This is a genomic window from Streptomyces sp. NPDC001700 (assembly GCF_053596435.1).
The window spans coordinates 166441-184929 of the sequence record NZ_JBSFGE010000002.1; the positions used below are offsets into that span (position 1 = coordinate 166441).

Genomic DNA, 18489 nt, shown 5'->3' on the forward strand with positions numbered 1-18489 from the left:
GAGGGGAGTTCAGTCGGCGGGGGTGAGCGAGATCCAGGTCTTGCCCGCGCGTTCGCGGGCCCCGGCGAACGCCTCCTGCGCGCGCTCCAGCGGGAAGCATGCGTCGATCGAGTCGCCGGGCCGTACCGCGCCCGAGGCGATGTCGGCCAGGGCGTCGGTGAAGTCGCCGGGATGGTCGTAGATGAGCGAGCCGCGCAGGGTGAGCTGCGCGCGGACGACCTGGTTGAGGGTGAGCGGCAACGGGTCGGCGCCCAGCCCGACCAGGACGTACGTGGCGCCCGGCGCCGTACGTTCCAGCGCGGCGCGCAGCGCGGCCTGGGCGCCGGACGACTCGAAGACGTACCCGAAGCCGCCCTCGCCCTCGGCCGCCGCGCGGGCGCCCAGCTCCACGGCGCGCGCCAGCCGCGACGGATGGGGTTCGACGACGGCCGGGCGTACGCCGATGGCCAGCAGCGCCTGGCAGAGCAGCAGCCCCTGGGCGCCCGCGCCGACGACGAGGGTCTTGTCGTCGGCGGTGACACCGCCACGCCGTACGGCGGTACGAGCCACCGTGTACGGCTCGGCGCAGGCCAGGTCGATGGCGCGGGCGGAGTCGGGGACGGGGTGGGCGAAGTGCGCGGGGACGGCGACGCGCTCGGCGAGGAGGCCGGGGGCGTTCATGCCGACGATGGTGCGCTTGGCGCAGGCGGAGGTGAGCCCACGGGCGCAGTCGGGGCACTGGAGGCAGGCGTAGTTGGGCTCGATGACGACCCGCGTCCCGGGGGCTGTCGTGACATGGGCACCGGCCGCGACGACGCGGCCGAAGCCCTCGTGGCCGACCACCCAGGGGAGGGCGGGAGGCTGCCGCGCACCGTCGAAAACAGCCAGGTCGGAACCGCAGATCCCCATCCCGTCGAGCTGGACGAGGACATCGTGGGGGCCGCATACGGGTTCCGGCCAGTCATCGGCGATCTGGAGGCGGCGGGGTGCGGCGAGAACGGCTGCTTTCACCGTGACTCCTGACATTGGTCCGCTGAATGGACCCGGAGGTCCGAGTGACGGTGACGATAGGACGTATGCTGAGCATCGACAAGAGGTTGCGGGCGAGTATCCGCGATGTGACACGACCCGCGCCCCCGGGTACCGCTCTGACGTGCCCGGACGCCCCCGCCGCCACTGAGGCGTTGGTCCGCGCAGCGGACCCGGGCCCATACTGGGGCCGTCGGTGGACCAGCCGGCGGACCGGTGCGAGGAGTGGCGGCATGGGCAAGGGCGGGGCGTCGGACGACACGGGGACCGGCGACGGCAGCCATGTGAGTGACGGTGGCGGCGGCAATGGCGGCATGCGGACGGTCCAGCGGGCCATCGACATCCTCGGCCTCTTCAGCGAGCACCGCCCCGCCCTGTCCATCCGCGAGATCGTCGAGGCCAGCGGGCTGCCGAAGACGACCGTCCTGCGCATCCTGCAGACCCTGCGCCTCAACGGGCTGCTCTGGCTCGACGAACACGGCCGCTACACCGCCGGGCCCACCTTCCTGCGCTGGGTCCGCATGGCGGACCAGGGCTGGCGGCTGCCCGCCCCGGCCCGGCGGGCCCTGCGCGAACTGGCCGCCGAGCACCGGGAGACGGTGCATCTGTACGTACGGCGCGATGTGCACCGCGTCTGCGTCGCCCAGGAGGAAGGGCCGCAGGCGCTGCGCCACATCGTGCAGGTCGGGGACGAGCTGCCGCTCTGGGCGGGCGGTCCCTCCAAGGTGCTGCTGCTCGGCGCCGACGACGCGCTCCTGGACCGGATCGCCCGCCGCTCCCCGAACGGCCCGGCCCACGCCGATACGCTGCGCCGCTGGGCGGCGGAGACGGCCCGGCAGGGGTACGCGGTCAGCCACGGCGAGCACGAGGAGGGGCTGTCCTCGGTGGCCGTCCCGGTCCGGGGGCGGGGCGGCGAGGTGGTCGCGGCGCTCTCCTTCGGCGGCCCGTCGGCGCGCTTCACGCCGGAGCGGCTGCCGAGGTTCGTGGCCTCGCTGTCGAGCGCGGCCCGTACGGTGGCGGGCGGTCTGGGCGCGCTGCCGACGGAGGGCTGACCAGCACGTTCATGCCGTAGAGCGGCGGCAGGGGCTACGACCGCAGCTCCTCCGCCGCGTCCGCCACCCGCCCGATCAGCCGGAGCAGCAGCTCCCGCTCGCTCTCATCCAGTGGCGCCAGGAACACCCGGTTCATCCGCGCCGTCCGCGTCACCAGCTTCCGGTGCAGCCGGACGCCCTCGTCGGTGAGCTTGAGGACGTTGCGGCGCCCGTCGCGCGGGTCGCGGACCCGCTCCAGGAGGCCTCGGCGGCCGAGCCGGGCGACCACGTCGGCGATCGTGGAACGGTCCAGGTGGACGTGTTCGCTCAGGGTGCGCTGGTCGATGTCCGGCTTCTCGACCAGCGCGTTGAGTACCGCGAACTGCGGCGACGTGGTCTCCTCGGACACCATCGCGCCCCACAGCAGCGAGTGGGCCTGCTGAAGTCGGCGGGCCAGATGCCCGGGGTGAGTATTGAGATCGACCGCACCCATGCCCTGACCTCCCGGCGCCCCGCCTTTGGTTCGTGTACTGAACGATTCTGCCCTGTGGAAGCACCAGTGTCGAGCGGCCCATCTTCGTCCTAGACTCCCTTGACGAGCGCCCCGAGCGATGGGAGCGTTCGAGACCGGCAAGAAAATAGTCAGCACACTGAGCATTCCGAAACCGTGTGCGATCACCGCGGAGTGACGATGGCCGACATTCGAAGCCTGCACGACGCCGTGGCGGACCTCATCCACGACGGGGACACCGTCGCGATGGAGGGGTTCACCCACCTGATCCCGTACGCCGCCGCGCACGAGGTCATCCGCCAGGGCATCACCGACCTCACCCTCGTCCGCATGACCCCCGACGTCGTCTACGACCAGCTCATCGGCGCCGGGCTGGTCCGCAAGCTGGTCTTCTCCTGGGGCGGAAACCCCGGCGTCGGCTCGCTGCACCGCTTCCGCGACGCCGTCGAGAACGGCTGGCCCCGACCCCTGGAGCTGGACGAGCACAGCCACGCGGGCATGGCGAACCGCTATGTGGCGGGCGCGTCCAAGCTGCCGTTCGCCGTGCTGCGCGGCTACCGGGGCAGCGACATTCCGACCCGTACGGACACCATCTCCACCGTCACCTGCCCCTTCACCGGTGAGGAGCTGGCCGCCGTCGCCGCGCTCAATCCGGATGTCACCGTGATCCACGCCCAGCAGGCCGACCGCGCGGGCAACGTCCAGCTGTGGGGGCTGACCGGGGTGCAGAAGGAAGCCGCGCTCGCGGCGAACCGGGTGCTGGTGACGGTCGAGGAGATCGTCGAGGAGCTGGAGCCACGGCCCGGCGGGATCGTCCTGCCGACCTGGGTGATCGACGCCGTATCGGTCGTCCCCGGCGGGGCGCACCCCTCGTACGCCACCGGGTACTCGGTGCGCGACAACGGCTTCTACCAGGCATGGGACCCGATCGCCCGGGACCGCGAGGCGTTCACGCAGTGGATCGAGGAGAACGTGCGTACCGAGAAGGCTGCCGTCCGATGACCGAAACCCCTGCCGGAGACTTCACGCGCGACGAGCTGATGGAGGTCAACGCCGCCCGCGCGCTCGCCGGGGCCAAGACCTGCTTCGTCGGCATCGGCCTGCCCAGCACCGCCGCCAACCTCGCCCGCGCCACCGTCAACCCCGGTCTGGTCCTCATCTACGAGTCCGGCACCATCGGCTCCAAGCCGACCCGGCTCCCGCTGTCCATCGGCGACGGCGAACTCGCCGAGACCGCCGACTCCGTGGTCCCGGTGCCCGAGATGTTCAACTACTGGCTCCAGGGCGGCCGGATCGACGTGGGCTTCCTCGGCGCCGCCCAGGTCGACCGCTACGCCAACATCAACACCACCCTCGTGGACCGTGGCCCGGACAAGCCCGAGGGCCGTCTGCCCGGCGCGGGCGGCGCCCCCGAGATCGCCTCCAACTGCGGCCAGGTACTGATGGTGCTGCGCCACTCCACCCGCAACTTCGTCCAGAAGCTCGACTTCGTCACCACCATGGGCCACGGCAGCGGCCCCGGCGACCGCACCAAGCTCGGCATGCCCGGCGCGGGCCCGGTCGCCGTCATCACCGACCTCGGCGTGCTGCGCCCCGACCCGGCCACCGCCGAACTGACGCTGACCGAGCTGCACCCGGGCGTCACCGTCGAGCAGGTACGGGCCGCCACCAGCTGGGAGTTGGCGGTCGCCGACACCGTGACCACCACCGAGCCACCGACCCCCGGCGAACTGGCCGCCCTCCGCGCCCTCAAGGCCGCAGGAAAGGACGCATGATGCCCGCATCGCCCGCCCTGCGTGACGTGTACATCGTGGACGCCGTCCGCACACCCATCGGCAAGTACGGCGGCGCGCTCGCGGGGGTGCGCCCCGACGACCTCGCCGCGCATGTCCTGCGCGGCCTGGTCGCCCGTACGCCCGCGCTCGACCCGGCCCGTATCGACGACGTCTACCTCGGCAACGCGAACGGCGCGGGCGAGGACAACCGCGACGTGGCACGGATGGCCGTCCTGCTCGCCGGGCTCCCGGTCACCGTGCCCGGCGCGACCGTCAACCGGCTGTGCGCCTCCGGCCTGGAGGCCGTGCTGCAGGCGGCCCGCGCCATCGCCGTCGGCGACGCGCATATCGCGCTCGCGGGCGGCGTGGAATCCATGTCGCGCGCCCCCTGGGTGCTGCAAAAGCCGGAGCGCGCGTTCCCCGCCGGGCATCAGCAGCTGTACTCCACCACCCTCGGCTGGCGCATGACCAACCCCGATATGCCGCCCGAGTGGACCGTCGCCCTCGGCGAGGGCGCCGAGCTGATCGCCGACAAGCACGGCATCACCCGCGACGCGCAGGACGCGTTCGCGCTGGCCAGCCACGAGAAGGCGGCGCGGGCGTGGAAGGACGGCGCGTACGAGGCCGAGGTGCTGCCGTACCCGGACACCGATCTCGCCCGCGACGAGACGATCCGCGACACCACCTCGATGGAGTCCCTGGCCAAGCTCAAGCCCGCCTTCCGGCCCAAGGACACGGGCACCGTCACCGCCGGAAACTCCTCCCCGCTCAACGACGGCGCCGCGGCCCTGCTGCTCGTGGACGACGAGGGGCTCAAGGCCACCGGACGCGAGCCCCTGGCCCGCATCGGCGCCTCCGCCGTCACCGGCATCGAGCCGCAGTACTTCGGCCTCGGCCCGGTCGAGGCCGTACGCCGCGCCCTCGCCAAGGCGGGCCGTACCTTCGCCGACCTGACCACGCTGGAGCTGAACGAGGCCTTCGCCGCCCAGTCGCTCGGCTGCCTCGCCGAATGGCCCGGCCTCGACCCCGCCCTGGTCAACCCGCGCGGCGGCGCCATCGCCATCGGCCACCCCCTCGGCGCCTCCGGCGCCCGCCTCGCCGGAGCCGTCGCCCACCAGCTCGCCGCGGCGGGCTCGGGCACGGGCGTGGCGTCCCTGTGCATCGGCGTCGGGCAGGGCCTCGCCCTCGTACTCGAGCGGTAACCCGTTTTTCGGAAGGTACGTCTCGAAAGGTAAGGCGCACGCTCCCCATGACACTCACACAAGCCGACATCGACCGCGAACTCGCCGACAGCCGCGCCGCCTACGACAAGGCGCGCGCCGACGGCGCCCCCGCCGCCGACCACCCCGCGCGCGACTTCGCCCCGTACCGCAGCAGCCTGCTGCGCCACCCGAAGCAGCCGCTGGTCGCGGTGGAGGGCGACCCCGAGACCGTCGAACTGCACACGCCCGTCTTCGGCCACACCGACATCACCGACGTCGACAGCGACCTCACCATCCAGCACCCGGGCGAACCGCTCGGCGAGCGCATCACCGTCTCCGGGCGGCTGCTGGACAGCCACGGACGGCCGGTGCGCGGCCAGCTCATCGAGCTGTGGCAGGCCAACGCGGCCGGTCGCTACGCCCACCTCCGCGACCAGCACCCGGCGCCCCTCGACCCCAACTTCACCGGCGTCGGACGGACGTTGACCGGCGACGACGGCTCGTACCGCTTCACCACCATCAAGCCCGGCGCCTATCCGTGGCGCAACCACGAGAACGCGTGGCGACCGGCGCACCTCCACTTCTCCCTCTTCGGTACGGCGTTCACCCAGCGCCTCATCACCCAGATGTACTTCCCCGGCGATCCGCTCTTCGCCTACGACCCGATCCTCCAGTCCGTGACGGACGAATCGGCGCGGCAGCGGCTCGTGGCCACCTACGACCACGCGCTGTCCCAGCCGGAGTGGTCGCTGGGCTACCGCTGGGACATCGTGCTGGACGGGCCGTCGGCCACCTGGATCGAGGAAGGCCGCTGATGCCCCAGCTCTCCCCCACCCCGTCCCACACCGTCGGCCCCTTCTACGGCTACGCGCTCCCCTTCCCCGGCGGCGGGGACCTCGCCCCCACGGGCCACCCCGACGCCATCACCGTGCACGGCCGCGTCCACGACGGCGCGGGCGCGCCCGTCCCCGACGCGCTGATCGAGCTGTGGCAGGCAGGCCCGGACGGCTCGCTGTCCGGAGCGCCCGGCTCGATGCGCCGCGACCCGGTGACCGGCGGTTTCGCCGGGCGCAACGGCGTCGACTTCACCGGCTTCGGGCGCGTCGCCACCGACGCCGACGGCCACTGGACGGCCCGTACGCTGCGCCCCGGCGCCCCCGCCGCCGTCCCGTACATCAGCGTGTGCGTCCACGCGCGGGGGCTGCTGCACCACCTCTACACGCGCCTGTACCTCCCCGAGGACGCGGCGCGGCCGGGCGCCGCCGACCCGCTCCTCGCCGCGCTGGATCCAGCGCGCCGGGAGACGCTGGTGGCGACGGCGGAGGCCCAGCCGGGGACGTACCGCTTCGACATCCGGCTACAGGGTGAGGGAGAGACGGTTTTCCTTGAGTTCAGCTAGCGACGACGTTGGACTGCTCGCCCCCGCGCGGGTCGGCTCGGCGGTCGAGTCCGCCACCGGCGATACGGCCTTCCTCCAGGCCATGCTCGACGCCGAGGCCGCCCTCGCCCGGGCGCTGGCCCCGGCCGACGCGGCGGCCGTGGTGACGGACGCGGCGCGCGCCGGGCTGTACGACGTACGCGACCTCGCCGAGCGGGCCCGTTCCGGCGGCAACCCCGTCATCCCGCTGGTCGCCGACCTCACGGCGGCGGTGGCCCGTACGGACGGTGCCGCCGCGGCGTACGTCCACCGGGGTGCGACCAGCCAGGACATCGTGGACACCGCCACCATGCTGGTCGCGGCCCGCGCCCTGCCGCTGATCGTCGCCGACCTCGACCGTACGGCGGCGGAGCTGGCGCGGCTCGCCGCCGCCCACCGCGCCACGCCCATGCCGGGCCGTACGCTCACCCAGCACGCGGTCCCTACGACCTTCGGGCTCAAGGCGGCGGGCTGGCGGTCGCTGGTATTGGACGCCCGCGACCGGCTTTTTGTCCTGCGGCCGGTGGCCCAACTGGGCGGTGCGGCGGGCACGCTGGCCGCCTTCGACGACGGCATTCCGCTGCTGGCCCGCTTCGCGGCGGAAACCGGCCTCGCCGAACCCGACCTGCCGTGGCACACCCTCCGCACGCCCGTCGCCGACCTGGGCTCGGCGCTCGCCTTCACCGTCGGCGTGCTGGGGAAGCTGGCCGCCGACGTACTGACTCTCTCCCGTACGGAGATCGGCGAGGTGGCGGAGGGGGCGGGCGGGGGCTCGTCCGCGATGCCGCACAAGTCCAACCCGGTGCGCGCCACCCTCATCGCCTCCGCCGCCCGCCAGGCCCCGGGCCTGGCCGCCACGCTGTTCGGCGCGCTCGCCGCCGAGGACGAACGCCCCGGTGGGGCGTGGCACGCCGAGTGGCAGCCCTTGCGGGACCTGCTACGGCTCGCGGGCGGCGCCGCCCGCGACGCCGCGGAACTCGCCTCCGGGCTGCGGGTCTTCCCTGACCGCATGGCGGCGAACCTGCGCCTGACGGACGGTCTGATCGTGAGCGAACGCCTCATCGCCGCACTTGCCCCGGTGGTGGGCCGCGCCCGAGCGAAGGCCCTGCTGACGCAGGCGGCCCAAGAGTCCAAGCCCCTAGCCGAAGCCCTCCACAACGTCCTCCCCCCACACCACCTACGCGACCTGCTCAACCCCACCACCTACGTAGGCGAAGCCCCCACCCTGGTAGACCGAGCCCTACGCCGCCATGCCCAAGCCTGAGCCCCGCCGATTCCCCACACCGGGGCACGCCCCGGCCCCCACCGGGCGCCGCAAGGCCTCCGGCGGTCCTGCCCCACCCCGCCCCTTCCCGAAACCGGGGCAAGCCCCGGACCCCACGGGGCTCCGCCCCGGACCCCGCTCCTCAAGCGCCGGAGGGGCTGGGAGGTGGGACATCTCCGCCCCCAAACCCCCGCTCCTCAAACGCCGGAGGGGCTGGGAGGTGGGACATCTCCGCCCCAACCGCCGGACGCGGTGGGGACAGGCCGCATCCGCGAGCCCCGCGTCGGCGGTCCGGCAGGCTGCCCCGGGGCCTGTGGCGCCCCGGCGGGGCGAGCATCCCCGCCACTCCGCACCCGTTGTGGGCAATCGTTCCGCAGAGGGGGCACCTCCCAGCGGTAGCTGGGGGAGGAACGGGTGGGCACAACCCACCCACCGGCCCGCACTCGGCAACGAAACCCCGGGTCCCACCGGCCGTGGCCACCCGCCCACCGGCCCGCGCCCGGGCGGCGAAGTCCCGGGGTCCAGGGGCGGTGCCCTTGGTTCGGGAAGGGGCGGGGTGGGGAACAAACACCGGCCACAACCAACCCACAGACCCGCACCCCGGAGAGCAAACCGTGCCCCACACCCCGGAACTCCACACCACCCTGGACGGCCCCACCACCGCCCCACCCCTCATCCTCGGCCCCTCCATCGGCACATCCCTAGCCGTCTGGGAACCCCAACTCCCCGCCCTCGCCCGCACCCACCGCGTCCTGCGCTGGGACCTCCCAGGCCACGGCGCGTCCCCCGCCACCGCACTCCCCACCGACGGCAGCGCCACCATCGCCGACCTGGCCACCCACGTCCTCCGCCTCGCCGACGCGAACAACTGGCACCGCTTCGCCTACGCAGGCATCTCCATCGGCGGCGCCGTCGGCCTGCACCTCGCCACCCACCACCCCGACCGCATCACCTCCCTAGCCGTCATCTGCTCCTCGGCACACTTCGCCGAGCCCCCCGTCTGGCGAGACCGAGCGAAGCTCGTACGCGAACAGGGCACAGAGGCGATGGTGGCCAGCCGCCCTGGCCTCTGGTTCTCCCACACCTTCGCCGAAACGCCCCGCGGCCGCGCCCTGCTCCAGGACCTGCGCGACACCGACCCCACCGGCTACGCCGCCTGCTGCGACGCCCTCGCCGACTACGACGTACGCACCGCACTCCCCACCATCACCACCCCCACCCTGGTCATCGCGGGCCGCGACGACCCGGCCACCCCTCCCCCGCACGCCCGCGAAATCGCTGACGCGATCCAGGGCGCGAGCCTGGTGGAGGTCGCCCACGCGGCCCACCTGGCAGGGGTGGAGCGCCCGGAGCAAGTCACCTCGGCCCTGGTCACCCACTTCGCGCAAGAGAAAACGGACGACGCCTCCCGCCACGCCGCCGGAATGGCCGTCCGCCGCGCCGTCCTCGGCGACGCCCATGTGGACCGCGCGGTGGCCCGTACGACCCCGTTCACCGCCCGCTTCCAGGACTTCATCACCCGCTACGCCTGGGGCGAGATCTGGACCGGCGACGGCCTGGACCGCCGTATGCGCAGCGCCATCACCCTCACCGCGCTCATCGCCCACGGCCACGACACCGAACTGGCCATGCACATCCGCTCAGCGCTCACCAACGGCCTCACCCGCGACGAAATCGGCGAAGTACTCCTGCAGAGCGCGATCTACTGCGGCGTCCCGGCGGCCAACTCGGCGTTCGCGACCGCCCAGCGCGTCTTCGACGAGATCGACAACGACAGTTGATATACGGCCGCAACCCACCTGTCGTAATCCCACCCCATCGTTGATCGTTGAGTCTGACGGCGATACAGACACACCGGCATCGAGGGGGCTCGGCCATATGTCCATCAGCCGTAGGAGACTGCTCGGCACCGGCGGCGGCCTCGTCCTCGCCGGGGCGGCGGCGGCCGGGTGCGGGTCCAACACCGGCCGCGACGGGGACGACAAGGGCAAACCGACCCTGTCGCAGTGGTATCACCAGTACGGCGAACCCGGCACCGAACAAGCCGTGAAACGCTACGCGGACGCCTTCGACGACGCACACGTCGAGGTCCAGTGGCGGCCGGGCAACTACGACCAGCAGACGGCCGCCGCCCTGCTCACCAAATCCGGGCCGGACGTCTTCGAGGTCAACGGGCCGACCCTGGACCAGATCCAGGGCGGGCAGGTGGTCGACCTCACCGACCTCCTCAAGGAGGCGAAGGACGACATCAACCCGGCCGTCCTCGCGCCCAAGACCTACGAGGGCAAGATCTGGGCCATCCCGCAAGTAGTGGACATGCAGCTCCTCTACTACCGCACCAGCATGCTGGAGGACGCCGGGGTGGAGCCGCCCCGCACCCTGGACGCGCTGGTCGACGCGGCGAAGAAGCTCACCACGAAAAGCATCAAGGGGCTGTTCCTGGGCAACGACGGCGGACCCGGCGTCCTCGGCGGGACGCCGCTGCACGCCGCCGGTCTGGAGCTGATCACCGAGGACGGAAAGGTCGGCTTCGACGACCCGGCCGCCGCCCGCGCGCTCTCCAAGCTGCGCCAGCTGTACGCGGAGAAGTCGCTGCTGCTGGGGGCGCCGTCGGACTGGTCGGACCCGGCAGCCTTCACCCAGGGGCTGACGGCCATGCAGTGGTCGGGGCTCTGGGCGCTGCCGCAGGTCAAGAAGGCGCTGGGGGACGACTTCGGGGTGCTGCCGTTCCCCAAGGACGGCGCGCACGGGAGGCCCGCGGTGCCGGTGGGGGCGTACGGGGCGGCGGTGAGCGCCCGTAGCCAACACAAGGCGCTGGCGAAGGCGTTCGTGAAGTGGCTGTGGGTGGAGAAGACGGAGTATCAGGAGGACTTCGCGCTCACCTACGGCTTCCACATCCCGGCCCGGATCTCGCTCGCGCATAAGGCCGCCAAGCTGCGGCAAGGCGCGGCGGGCGAAGCGGTGCGGTTCGCCACCGAGCACGGCCACGCCGAGCCGCTGCTGTGGACACCGGCGAGCAAGGTGGCGTACCAGGACGCGCTGAGCCGCGTCATCAAGGGCGGCGCGAACCCGGAGAGCGAGCTGCGGACGGTGGTCCGTAAAACCACCTCAGAACTGCGCCGCGTACAGAGCCCGCAGAAGAAGCGGTGATGCCGGGCAAGCTGACGGGTCGCCGTAACCGCACGCTCTGGTTCTGGATCTTCGTCGGTCCCTTCGCCCTCGGTCTGACCCTCTTCACCTACGTCCCGCTCGCCTGGAGCGCCTACCTCAGCTTCTTCGACGCGCACAACACGGTCTCGCCCACCCGCTTCGTCGGGCTCGACAACTACACGGCGATGCTGCGCGACGACGCGTTCACCGGCAGCCTGGTGACGTTCCTCGTCTTCACGGCCTTCATCGTCCCGGCGACGTACGTCCTCTCGCTCTCCCTCGCGCTGATGGTGAACCGGCTGCCCCGCGCGCAGGCGTTCTTCCGGTCGGTGTTCTTCCTTCCCGTCGCGTGCAGTTATGTCGTGGCGGCGCTGATCTGGAAGATGTCGATCTTCAACGGGGTGCGGTTCGGGCTGGCCAACACCGTCCTCGGCTGGTTCGGCGCCGATCAGATCGCCTGGCTGTCGACCACAGAGCCGCCCTGGTACTGGCTGGTGATCGTCACCGTGCGGCTGTGGCTCCAGGCGGGCTTCTACATGGTGCTGTTCCTGGCCGGGCTGCAGCGCGTCTCGCCACGGCTGTACGAGGCGGCCGCCGTGGACGGGGCGCGGCCGGGGTGGCAGGTGTTCCGGCACATCACGTTTCCGCAGCTGCGGGCGACATCGGTCGCGGTGGTGCTGCTGCTGGTGATCAACGCGTTCCAGGCGTTCGACGAGTTCTACAACCTGCTGGCCGACTCGCGCGGCTATCCGCCGTACGCCCGCCCGCCGCTGGTCTACCTCTACTACACAGCGCTCGGGCAGGGGCAGAACCTGGGCCTCGGCAGCGCGGGCGCGGTGATCCTGGCGCTGATCATCGCGGTGGTGACGGTGATCCAGGCGCGCTGGTTCGGCCTGGGCCGGAAGGAGGACTGATGCGCCGAAACGCGGAGCACCCGCGCGACGTACGGGACGCCCTGGTCAGCGCGGGACGCGCGGTCCGGCTGGTCCTCCTGATCGCCCTCGCGCTGCTGTTCCTGATCCCGTTCTATCTCCTCGTACGCAACGGCCTGTCCAGCGAGGCGGACATCACCTCGCCCGACTGGACGCTCTTCCCCAGCGAGCTGCACTGGTCGAACGTCAGCGAGCTGTTCGACGATCCCAACGTGCCGATGGCGCACGCGCTGCTCAACTCCTCCCTGATCGCCGTCCTCACCACCCTCGGCACCGTGCTGCTCGCCTCCCTCGCCGGGTACGGGCTGGCCCGTATCCCGTACCGCCACGCCGACGCCGTCTTTTACTACATCCTCGGCACCCTCATGGTCCCGGCCGCGGTCACCTTCGTCCCCAGCTTCGTGCTGGTCAGCTCGCTGGGCTGGATCTCCACGCTGCGCGGCCTCGTCGTCCCGACGCTGTTCAGCGCGGTCGCGGCGTTCATCTTCCGCCAGTACTTCCTGGGCTTCCCGAAGGAGCTGGAGGACGCGGCGCGGGTGGACGGGCTCGGCTACTGGCGTACGTACTGGCTGGTCGTGGTGCCGAACGCGCGGCCGGTCTTCGCGGCGGTCGGCACGATCGTCTTCATCGGCGCCTGGAACGCCTTCCTGTGGCCGCTGGTCATCGGCCAGGACCGGGAGGCGTGGACGGTCCAGGTCGCGCTGTCGACGTTCACCACGGCCCAGAGCGTCAACCTCCACGAGCTGTTCGTGGCGGCCGCGGTGTCGATCGTGCCGCTGCTGGTCGTCTTTCTCTTCCTCCAGCGCTACATCGTCGCGGGCGTCGAGCGTTCCGGCATCGACGACTGACGCCCCGACTGACGCCCCACGCCCCGCGACGGCGCCAATGGGACACCGCCGCGCAGCAGGGCGGCGCCCAGCGGGGTGAGGGTGTGCAGAACGGCGCCGCCCTGGCGCAGCGTGTGGACGAGCCCCGCCTCGCGCAGCACGCTGGCGTGCTGGCTGGCCGACGCGAGCGATACGCCGACCCGGCGGGCGAGTTCGCTCGTCGTACAGCCGCCGCCGACCTCCAGCAGCACGGCCGAGCGGGTGTGCCCGACGAGCTTGCCGAGCGACCCGGCCCGGCCCGGCGCGGCGGGGGCGGCGACCGCGGGCACGATACCGGCCCGCGGCTGGGCCGGGGCGCCGCCGCGGGCGTGCTCGACCGGATACACCAGCACCGGGGTCAGCTCCGGGTTGAGATACGTCACCGGGGTCCTGCGGCAGAAGAACGAGGGCAGCAGCAACAGCCCCCGCCCGCGCAGCTCCAGGTCCCGGTCGACGGGGTAGTCCACCTCCAGTACGGGCGCCCGCCAGCGCATGGTCGGCGGCAGCGAGGCCAGCAGCCCGTCGGCGCCCCCGTCGAGCAGGGCCCGGCCACGGGCCGCCCGGTCCGCCTCGATACGGGCCTGGATATGCGGCCAGTACGGCGCGACGGCGGCCTCGTGATAGGAGCGCAGCACGCCCACCAACCGGTCCAGCGGCCGCCGTTCGCCCTGGGCCAGGCCGCGTATCCATCCCGGGAGGGTCCGGGCCGAGGGCAGCCGGTCGATTTCGGAGTACAGCCGCTCGGCGGGGGTCGCGTGCAGCGCGTCCATGGCGGCGTCGCACCCGATTACGCCTTCGGCGGGCGTCAGGAAGTCGGGGAAATAGCCCCGCGAGGGAATGAGCGGCGCCAGCAGCCGCCCTTCGCCGTTGAGTCGGTTACGCGCCTCCGAGCGCCATTCCCCGTATACGGTCTCCGCCCGGTTCTCCCGCAACCGGTGGAAACTTAAAACGGTCTCCCAGAGCGCGTCCGGGCGGACTGCCATCCGCAGCCGGGCCAGATCGAGTTCACTGAAATGAACACGTAGCACCAGACCCTCACAAGTGACATGGTGACCGGCCCCCCGACCACCGTTGAGTATGCACGGTGGCACGGTCAGTGACCATGCCCTTTTGGCCAGATGTGAAAGGGGGAGCGCTACACCCCGTCCAAGAGGAAAGCTGTTCTCCGGGAAAACCGGACGCGCCGGGGAAACGCTCCCGACGTCAGTCCGTAATTCAACAGGCGGTGCTCTGGGCCGTATTGCTCGTTCCCGTGGGGGGTGACGAGTGTGCGACGGCGACAGGGCACTTGTTGCCGCCCGATCCGATGCCGGGCGGCAACGGCTCCCGTGGGGGGAGTGAGAGGGGGCGGCACCTCCGCACAAAGGTGCCGTCCCTTCAGCCGTTCCGTCGTGCATGCTGCGGCTACCCTCCTCCTCATGCCCGACAACCCCACGCCCGCCCGGCGCGACGACCGCCCCGAGGAGTCCCGGCGCGCGCGCCTGAGCCGGACGTTCGACGAGGACGCGGAGCTGTACGACCGGGCCAGGCCCGGCTACCCGCCGGAGCTGTACGACGACCTCATGGAACTCGCGGGCACCGGCCCCGGCAGCCGCGTCCTGGAGGTCGGCTGCGGGACCGGCCAGGCGACGGTCCCGCTGGCCGGGCGGGGCTGCCGGATCACGGCCGTCGAGGCGGGCCCGCACATGGCCGCCGTCGCCCGCTGCAACCTGGCCGGGGCCTCGGCGGTGGAGGTGGTGACGGCCGAGTTCGAGAGCTGGCCGCTGCCGGAGGAACCGTTCGACGTGGTCGTCTCGGCGACGGCGTTCCACTGGATCGACCCGGCGGTACGCATCACCAAGGCCGCCGACGCCCTGCGCCCGGGCGGCGCACTCGCCGTGGTCCGCAGCCAGCATGTGCGCGGCGGCACCGAGGAGTTCTTCGTCGAGGTCCAGCGCTGCTACGAGCGCTTCGACCCGGAAACCCCACCCGGCCTCCGCCCTCCCGAAGCCGCCGACATCGACGGCTCGGACCACGCGGCGGAAGTGGCCCGAAGCGGCCGCTTCGCCGCCACGACCTTCCGCCGCTACGAACAGGACCTCACGTACACCACCTCGGCCTACCTGGACGTCCTGCGCACCTACTCCGGCCACCGAGCCCTCCCGGCCCCCGCCAGAAACGGCCTGCTGGACTGCATCGCGAACCTGATCGACGGCCGCTACGGCGGCCAGGTGACCAAGCGCTACCTCATCGAACTGGGAGTCTCCCGCAGCCGGTGAGCCTCCCCGGCGCAAGTGAAGGGGGCGGCACCTCCGCACAAGGTGCCGCCCCCTTTGAGATCCGGGGCCGGGTGCCGGGTGAGGGTGGGTGGTCCCGGCTGGGCCCCGGTGGCCTTATCGGTCCGCGCCCGCCGTCAGCGGCCGTTGGCCGCCGCGCGGCCCGACTCCAGGCGGGCTACGGGGATGCGGAACGGGGAGCAGGAGACGTAGTCCAGGCCCACCTCGTGGAAGAAGTGGACGGACTCCGGGTCGCCGCCGTGCTCGCCGCAGACGCCGAGCTTGAGGTCGGGGCGGGTGGCCCGTCCGGCCCGGGCTGCGTCGCGGACCAGGGCGCCGACGCCGTCCTTGTCGATGGTCTCGAAGGGGCTGACGCCGAAGATGCCCTTCTCCAGGTAGGCGGTGAAGAAGCTGGCCTCGACGTCGTCGCGGGAGAAGCCCCACACGGTCTGGGTGAGGTCGTTGGTGCCGAAGGAGAAGAAGTCGGCGGACTCGGCGATCTGAGCGGCGGTCAGCGCGGCCCGGGGCAGTTCGATCATGGTGCCGAGGGAGAGCTTGAGGTCCACGCCGTGGGCGCGCTCGACCTCGGCGATGACCTGCTCGGCCTCCTCGCGGACGATCTCCAGCTCCTGGACGGTGCCGACGAGCGGGATCATGATCTCGGCGCGCGGGTCGCCCTTGGCGTTGCGGCGGGCGGCGGCGGCCTCGGCGATGGCCCGGACCTGCATGGCGAACAGGCCGGGGATGACGAGGCCGAGGCGTACGCCGCGCAGGCCCAGCATCGGGTTCTGCTCGTGCAGCCGGTGGACGGCCTGGAGGAGCCGGAGGTCGTTCTCGTTGTGGTCCTTGCGGGACTCGGCGAGCGCGACGCGCACCGACAGCTCGGTGATGTCGGGCAGGAACTCGTGCAGCGGCGGGTCGAGCAGCCGGACGGTGACGGGCAGCCCGTCCATCGCCTCGAACAGCTCCACGAAGTCCTTCTTCTGGAGCGGCAGCAGCTCGCCGAGGGCGGCGTCGCGCTCCTCCTCGCCGTGGGCGAGGATCAGCCGCTCGACCATCTCGCGGCGCTCGCCGAGGAACATGTGCTCGGTGCGGCACAGCCCGATGCCCTGGGCGCCGAAGCGGCGGGCGCGGGCGGCGTCCTCGGCGTTGTCCGCGTTGGCGCGGACCCGCAGGCGGCGGACCCGGTCCGCGTACGCCATGATCCGGTGCACGGCGGCGACCAGCTCGTCGGCGTCGTCGGCGCCCGCGTGCATCCGGCCCTCGAAGTACTCGACCACCGGGGACGGGACGACCGGGACCTCGCCGAGGTAGACCTTGCCGGAGGAGCCGTCGATCGAGACGACGTCGCCCTCCTCGATGACCAGGTCGTCCTTGCCGTCCGCGCTCGGCACGATCATGCGGCGGCGCTTGGTGTCGACCTCCAGGTCCTCGGCGCCGCACACACAGGTCTTGCCCATGCCGCGGGCGACGACGGCGGCGTGCGAGGTCTTGCCGCCGCGCGAGGTGAGGATGCCCTCGGCGGCGATCATGCCGTCCAGGTCGTCGGGGTTGGTCTCGCGGCGGATGAGGATGACCTTCTCGCCGGAGCGGGACCACTTGACGGCCGTGTACGAGTCGAAGACGGCCTTGCCGACGGCGGCGCCCGGGGAGGCGGCGATGCCGCGCCCGATCTTCCGTACGGCGTCGCCCGCCGCGGCCTCCTCGTCGAAGCGCGGGAACATCAGCTGCGCGAGCTGCGCGCCGTTGACCCGGCGCAGCGCCTCGGCCTCGTCGATCAGGCCCTGGTCGACCAGCTGGGTGGCGATCCGGAAGGCGGCACCGGCGGTGCGCTTGCCGACCCGGGTCTGCAGCATCCACAGCTTGCCGCTCTCGATGGTGAACTCGATGTCGCACAGGTCCTTGTAGTGCGTTTCGAGCGTTTCCATGATCTGCATCAGCTCGTCGTACGAGCGCTTGTCGATCTGCTCCAGGTCGGCGAGCGGAACGGTGTTGCGGATGCCCGCGACGACGTCCTCGCCCTGCGCGTTCTGCAGGTAGTCGCCGTAGACGCCCTGGTGGCCGCTGGCCGGGTCGCGGGTGAAGGCGACGCCGGTGCCCGAGTCGGGGCCGAGGTTGCCGAAGACCATGGAGCAGATGTTGACCGCGGTGCCCAGGTCGTGCGGAATGCGCTCCTGGCGGCGGTAGAGCTTGGCGCGGTCGCCGTTCCAGGAGTCGAAGACGGCCCGTACGGCGAGGTCCATCTGCTCGCGCGGCTCCTGCGGGAAGCTGCGGCCGGTCTCCTGGGAGACGATCGCCTTGAACTCGGTGACCAGCTTCTTGAGGTCGGCGGCGTCGAGGTCGATGTCGACGGTGACGCCCTTGGCCTGCTTGGCCGCGTCGATGGCCTCCTCGAAGAGGTCGCCGTTCACGCCCAGCACGGTCTTGCCGAACATCTGGATCAGGCGGCGGTAGGAGTCCCACGCGAACCGGTCGTCGCCCGCCTGCGCGGCGAGCCCGGCGACGGACTCGTCGGAGAGGCCGATGTTGAGGACGGTGTCCATCATCCCGGGCATCGAGAACTTCGCGCCGGAGCGTACGGATACCAGGAGCGGGTCGTCGGCCTGGCCGAGCTTCTTGCCCATCTTCCCCTCAAGGGCTTCGAGGTGCGCACTCACCTCGTCGCGGAGGGCCGCGGGCTCGGTACCGCTGTCGAGGTAGACCTTGCAGGCCTCGGTGGTGATGGTGAATCCCGGTGGCACGGGGAGACCGAGATTGGTCATCTCGGCGAGGTTCGCTCCCTTCCCGCCGAGGAGGTCCTTGAGATCCTTGTTGCCCTCGGTGAAGTCGTAAACGAACTTCTGCTGATCTTGTGTTTCCGGCACGGGACTCGATCTCCTCGGCTCGGCTGCCCTGACGGCGGGGAGCGTACCCAGATCGAAGGCTCCTGAGTATGTCCACTCCACCGTCATCGGGCTGTAACCACCCGCCTGCCACGTGTTCGAAAGTGCGCCGGGATAGGGAGTGGCGCGGGTCACTCCTTCAAGAGTCGAACGCATGCACACGCCACGCATGTGAGGCGGCGGCCATTCGCTACTT

General features: G+C 71.8%; 16 protein-coding genes. 12 read left to right on the forward strand and 4 right to left on the reverse strand.

What is annotated here, in order from left to right; genetic code table 11:
- Positions 1-9 precede the first annotated feature (9 nt).
- Positions 10-990 carry a zinc-dependent alcohol dehydrogenase gene (locus tag ACWC5C_RS04215; protein WP_450873531.1) on the reverse strand — a complete coding sequence of 327 codons (981 nt, stop codon included), beginning with the start codon at positions 988-990 and terminating at the stop codon, positions 10-12.
- A gap of 251 nt (positions 991-1241) precedes the next feature.
- Here ACWC5C_RS04215 and ACWC5C_RS04220 point away from each other — a divergent pair, with 251 nt between their 5' ends.
- Positions 1242-2060, forward strand: coding sequence for an IclR family transcriptional regulator (locus ACWC5C_RS04220; protein ID WP_450873532.1), 819 nt, complete (start codon positions 1242-1244; stop codon positions 2058-2060).
- Positions 2061-2094: 34 nt separating this feature from the next.
- On the opposite strand, the gene ACWC5C_RS04225 is transcribed toward ACWC5C_RS04220, so the two are convergent.
- Positions 2095-2532, reverse strand: a complete 438-nt coding sequence (locus tag ACWC5C_RS04225) for a MarR family winged helix-turn-helix transcriptional regulator (RefSeq protein WP_385435997.1) — start codon at positions 2530-2532, stop codon at positions 2095-2097.
- A gap of 198 nt (positions 2533-2730) precedes the next feature.
- Between ACWC5C_RS04225 and ACWC5C_RS04230 the strand changes: the two genes are divergently transcribed.
- From ACWC5C_RS04230 to ACWC5C_RS04275, 10 genes are all read left to right on the forward strand, one after another.
- Positions 2731-3552 carry a CoA transferase subunit A gene (locus ACWC5C_RS04230; protein ID WP_450873535.1) on the forward strand — a complete coding sequence of 274 codons (822 nt, stop codon included), beginning with the start codon at positions 2731-2733 and terminating at the stop codon, positions 3550-3552.
- The gene (locus ACWC5C_RS04235; RefSeq protein WP_450873537.1) at positions 3549-4325 is read left to right on the forward strand and encodes a CoA-transferase subunit beta; all 777 of its coding nucleotides are present in this window, start codon (positions 3549-3551) and stop codon (positions 4323-4325) included. The genes ACWC5C_RS04230 and ACWC5C_RS04235 overlap by 4 nt, the downstream gene beginning before the upstream one ends.
- Positions 4325-5527 carry a thiolase family protein gene (locus tag ACWC5C_RS04240; protein WP_450873992.1) on the forward strand — a complete coding sequence of 401 codons (1203 nt, stop codon included), beginning with the start codon at positions 4325-4327 and terminating at the stop codon, positions 5525-5527. Before ACWC5C_RS04235 ends, ACWC5C_RS04240 begins: the two co-directional genes overlap by 1 nt.
- A 47-nt stretch (positions 5528-5574) precedes the next feature.
- Entirely contained in the window at positions 5575-6342 is a 768-nt protein-coding gene (gene pcaH, locus ACWC5C_RS04245; protein ID WP_450873539.1) for a protocatechuate 3,4-dioxygenase subunit beta, read from the forward strand.
- Entirely contained in the window at positions 6342-6926 is a 585-nt protein-coding gene (gene pcaG, locus ACWC5C_RS04250; protein ID WP_450873540.1) for a protocatechuate 3,4-dioxygenase subunit alpha, read from the forward strand. Before pcaH ends, pcaG begins: the two co-directional genes overlap by 1 nt.
- Positions 6913-8208 (forward strand): 3-carboxy-cis,cis-muconate cycloisomerase, encoded by a 1296-nt coding sequence (gene pcaB, locus ACWC5C_RS04255; protein WP_450873542.1) that lies wholly within the window; start codon positions 6913-6915, stop codon positions 8206-8208. The genes pcaG and pcaB overlap by 14 nt, the downstream gene beginning before the upstream one ends.
- A 614-nt stretch (positions 8209-8822) precedes the next feature.
- On the forward strand, positions 8823-9989 hold the full coding sequence (gene pcaDC / locus ACWC5C_RS04260) for a bifunctional 3-oxoadipate enol-lactonase/4-carboxymuconolactone decarboxylase PcaDC (protein ID WP_450873544.1): 1167 nt from the start codon (positions 8823-8825) through the stop codon (positions 9987-9989).
- A gap of 97 nt (positions 9990-10086) precedes the next feature.
- Positions 10087-11358 (forward strand): ABC transporter substrate-binding protein, encoded by a 1272-nt coding sequence (locus tag ACWC5C_RS04265; RefSeq protein ID WP_450873546.1) that lies wholly within the window; start codon positions 10087-10089, stop codon positions 11356-11358.
- Positions 11358-12272, forward strand: coding sequence for a carbohydrate ABC transporter permease (locus ACWC5C_RS04270; protein ID WP_450873548.1), 915 nt, complete (start codon positions 11358-11360; stop codon positions 12270-12272). Before ACWC5C_RS04265 ends, ACWC5C_RS04270 begins: the two co-directional genes overlap by 1 nt.
- Positions 12272-13138 (forward strand): carbohydrate ABC transporter permease, encoded by an 867-nt coding sequence (locus ACWC5C_RS04275; protein WP_450873550.1) that lies wholly within the window; start codon positions 12272-12274, stop codon positions 13136-13138. The genes ACWC5C_RS04270 and ACWC5C_RS04275 overlap by 1 nt, the downstream gene beginning before the upstream one ends.
- Here the strand turns inward: ACWC5C_RS04275 and ACWC5C_RS04280 are convergent.
- Positions 13096-14184, reverse strand: a complete 1089-nt coding sequence (locus ACWC5C_RS04280; protein WP_450873552.1) for an ArsR/SmtB family transcription factor — start codon at positions 14182-14184, stop codon at positions 13096-13098. The genes ACWC5C_RS04275 and ACWC5C_RS04280 overlap by 43 nt on opposite strands.
- Positions 14185-14574: 390 nt before the next feature.
- Between ACWC5C_RS04280 and ACWC5C_RS04285 the strand changes: the two genes are divergently transcribed.
- Positions 14575-15414, forward strand: coding sequence for a class I SAM-dependent methyltransferase (locus tag ACWC5C_RS04285; RefSeq protein WP_450873554.1), 840 nt, complete (start codon positions 14575-14577; stop codon positions 15412-15414).
- A gap of 134 nt (positions 15415-15548) precedes the next feature.
- On the opposite strand, the gene ppdK is transcribed toward ACWC5C_RS04285, so the two are convergent.
- Positions 15549-18275, reverse strand: a complete 2727-nt coding sequence (gene ppdK / locus ACWC5C_RS04290; protein WP_450873556.1) for a pyruvate, phosphate dikinase — start codon at positions 18273-18275, stop codon at positions 15549-15551.
- Positions 18276-18489 lie beyond the last annotated feature (214 nt).

Excerpts from the sequence above, each read along its gene's own strand:
- ACWC5C_RS04220 (WP_450873532.1), top strand. The coding sequence starts at position 1,242 with ATGGGCAAGGGCGGGGCGTCGGACGACACGGGGACCGGCGACGGCAGC.
- ACWC5C_RS04225 (WP_385435997.1), bottom strand. The coding sequence starts at position 2,532 with ATGGGTGCGGTCGATCTCAATACTCACCCCGGGCATCTGGCCCGCCGA.
- ACWC5C_RS04230 (WP_450873535.1), top strand. The coding sequence starts at position 2,731 with ATGGCCGACATTCGAAGCCTGCACGACGCCGTGGCGGACCTCATCCAC.
- ACWC5C_RS04235 (WP_450873537.1), top strand. The coding sequence starts at position 3,549 with ATGACCGAAACCCCTGCCGGAGACTTCACGCGCGACGAGCTGATGGAG.
- ACWC5C_RS04240 (WP_450873992.1), top strand. The coding sequence starts at position 4,325 with ATGCCCGCATCGCCCGCCCTGCGTGACGTGTACATCGTGGACGCCGTC.
- pcaH (WP_450873539.1), top strand. The coding sequence starts at position 5,575 with ATGACACTCACACAAGCCGACATCGACCGCGAACTCGCCGACAGCCGC.
- pcaG (WP_450873540.1), top strand. The coding sequence starts at position 6,342 with ATGCCCCAGCTCTCCCCCACCCCGTCCCACACCGTCGGCCCCTTCTAC.
- ACWC5C_RS04265 (WP_450873546.1), top strand. The coding sequence starts at position 10,087 with ATGTCCATCAGCCGTAGGAGACTGCTCGGCACCGGCGGCGGCCTCGTC.
- ACWC5C_RS04270 (WP_450873548.1), top strand. The coding sequence starts at position 11,358 with ATGCCGGGCAAGCTGACGGGTCGCCGTAACCGCACGCTCTGGTTCTGG.
- ACWC5C_RS04275 (WP_450873550.1), top strand. The coding sequence starts at position 12,272 with ATGCGCCGAAACGCGGAGCACCCGCGCGACGTACGGGACGCCCTGGTC.
- ACWC5C_RS04285 (WP_450873554.1), top strand. The coding sequence starts at position 14,575 with ATGCCCGACAACCCCACGCCCGCCCGGCGCGACGACCGCCCCGAGGAG.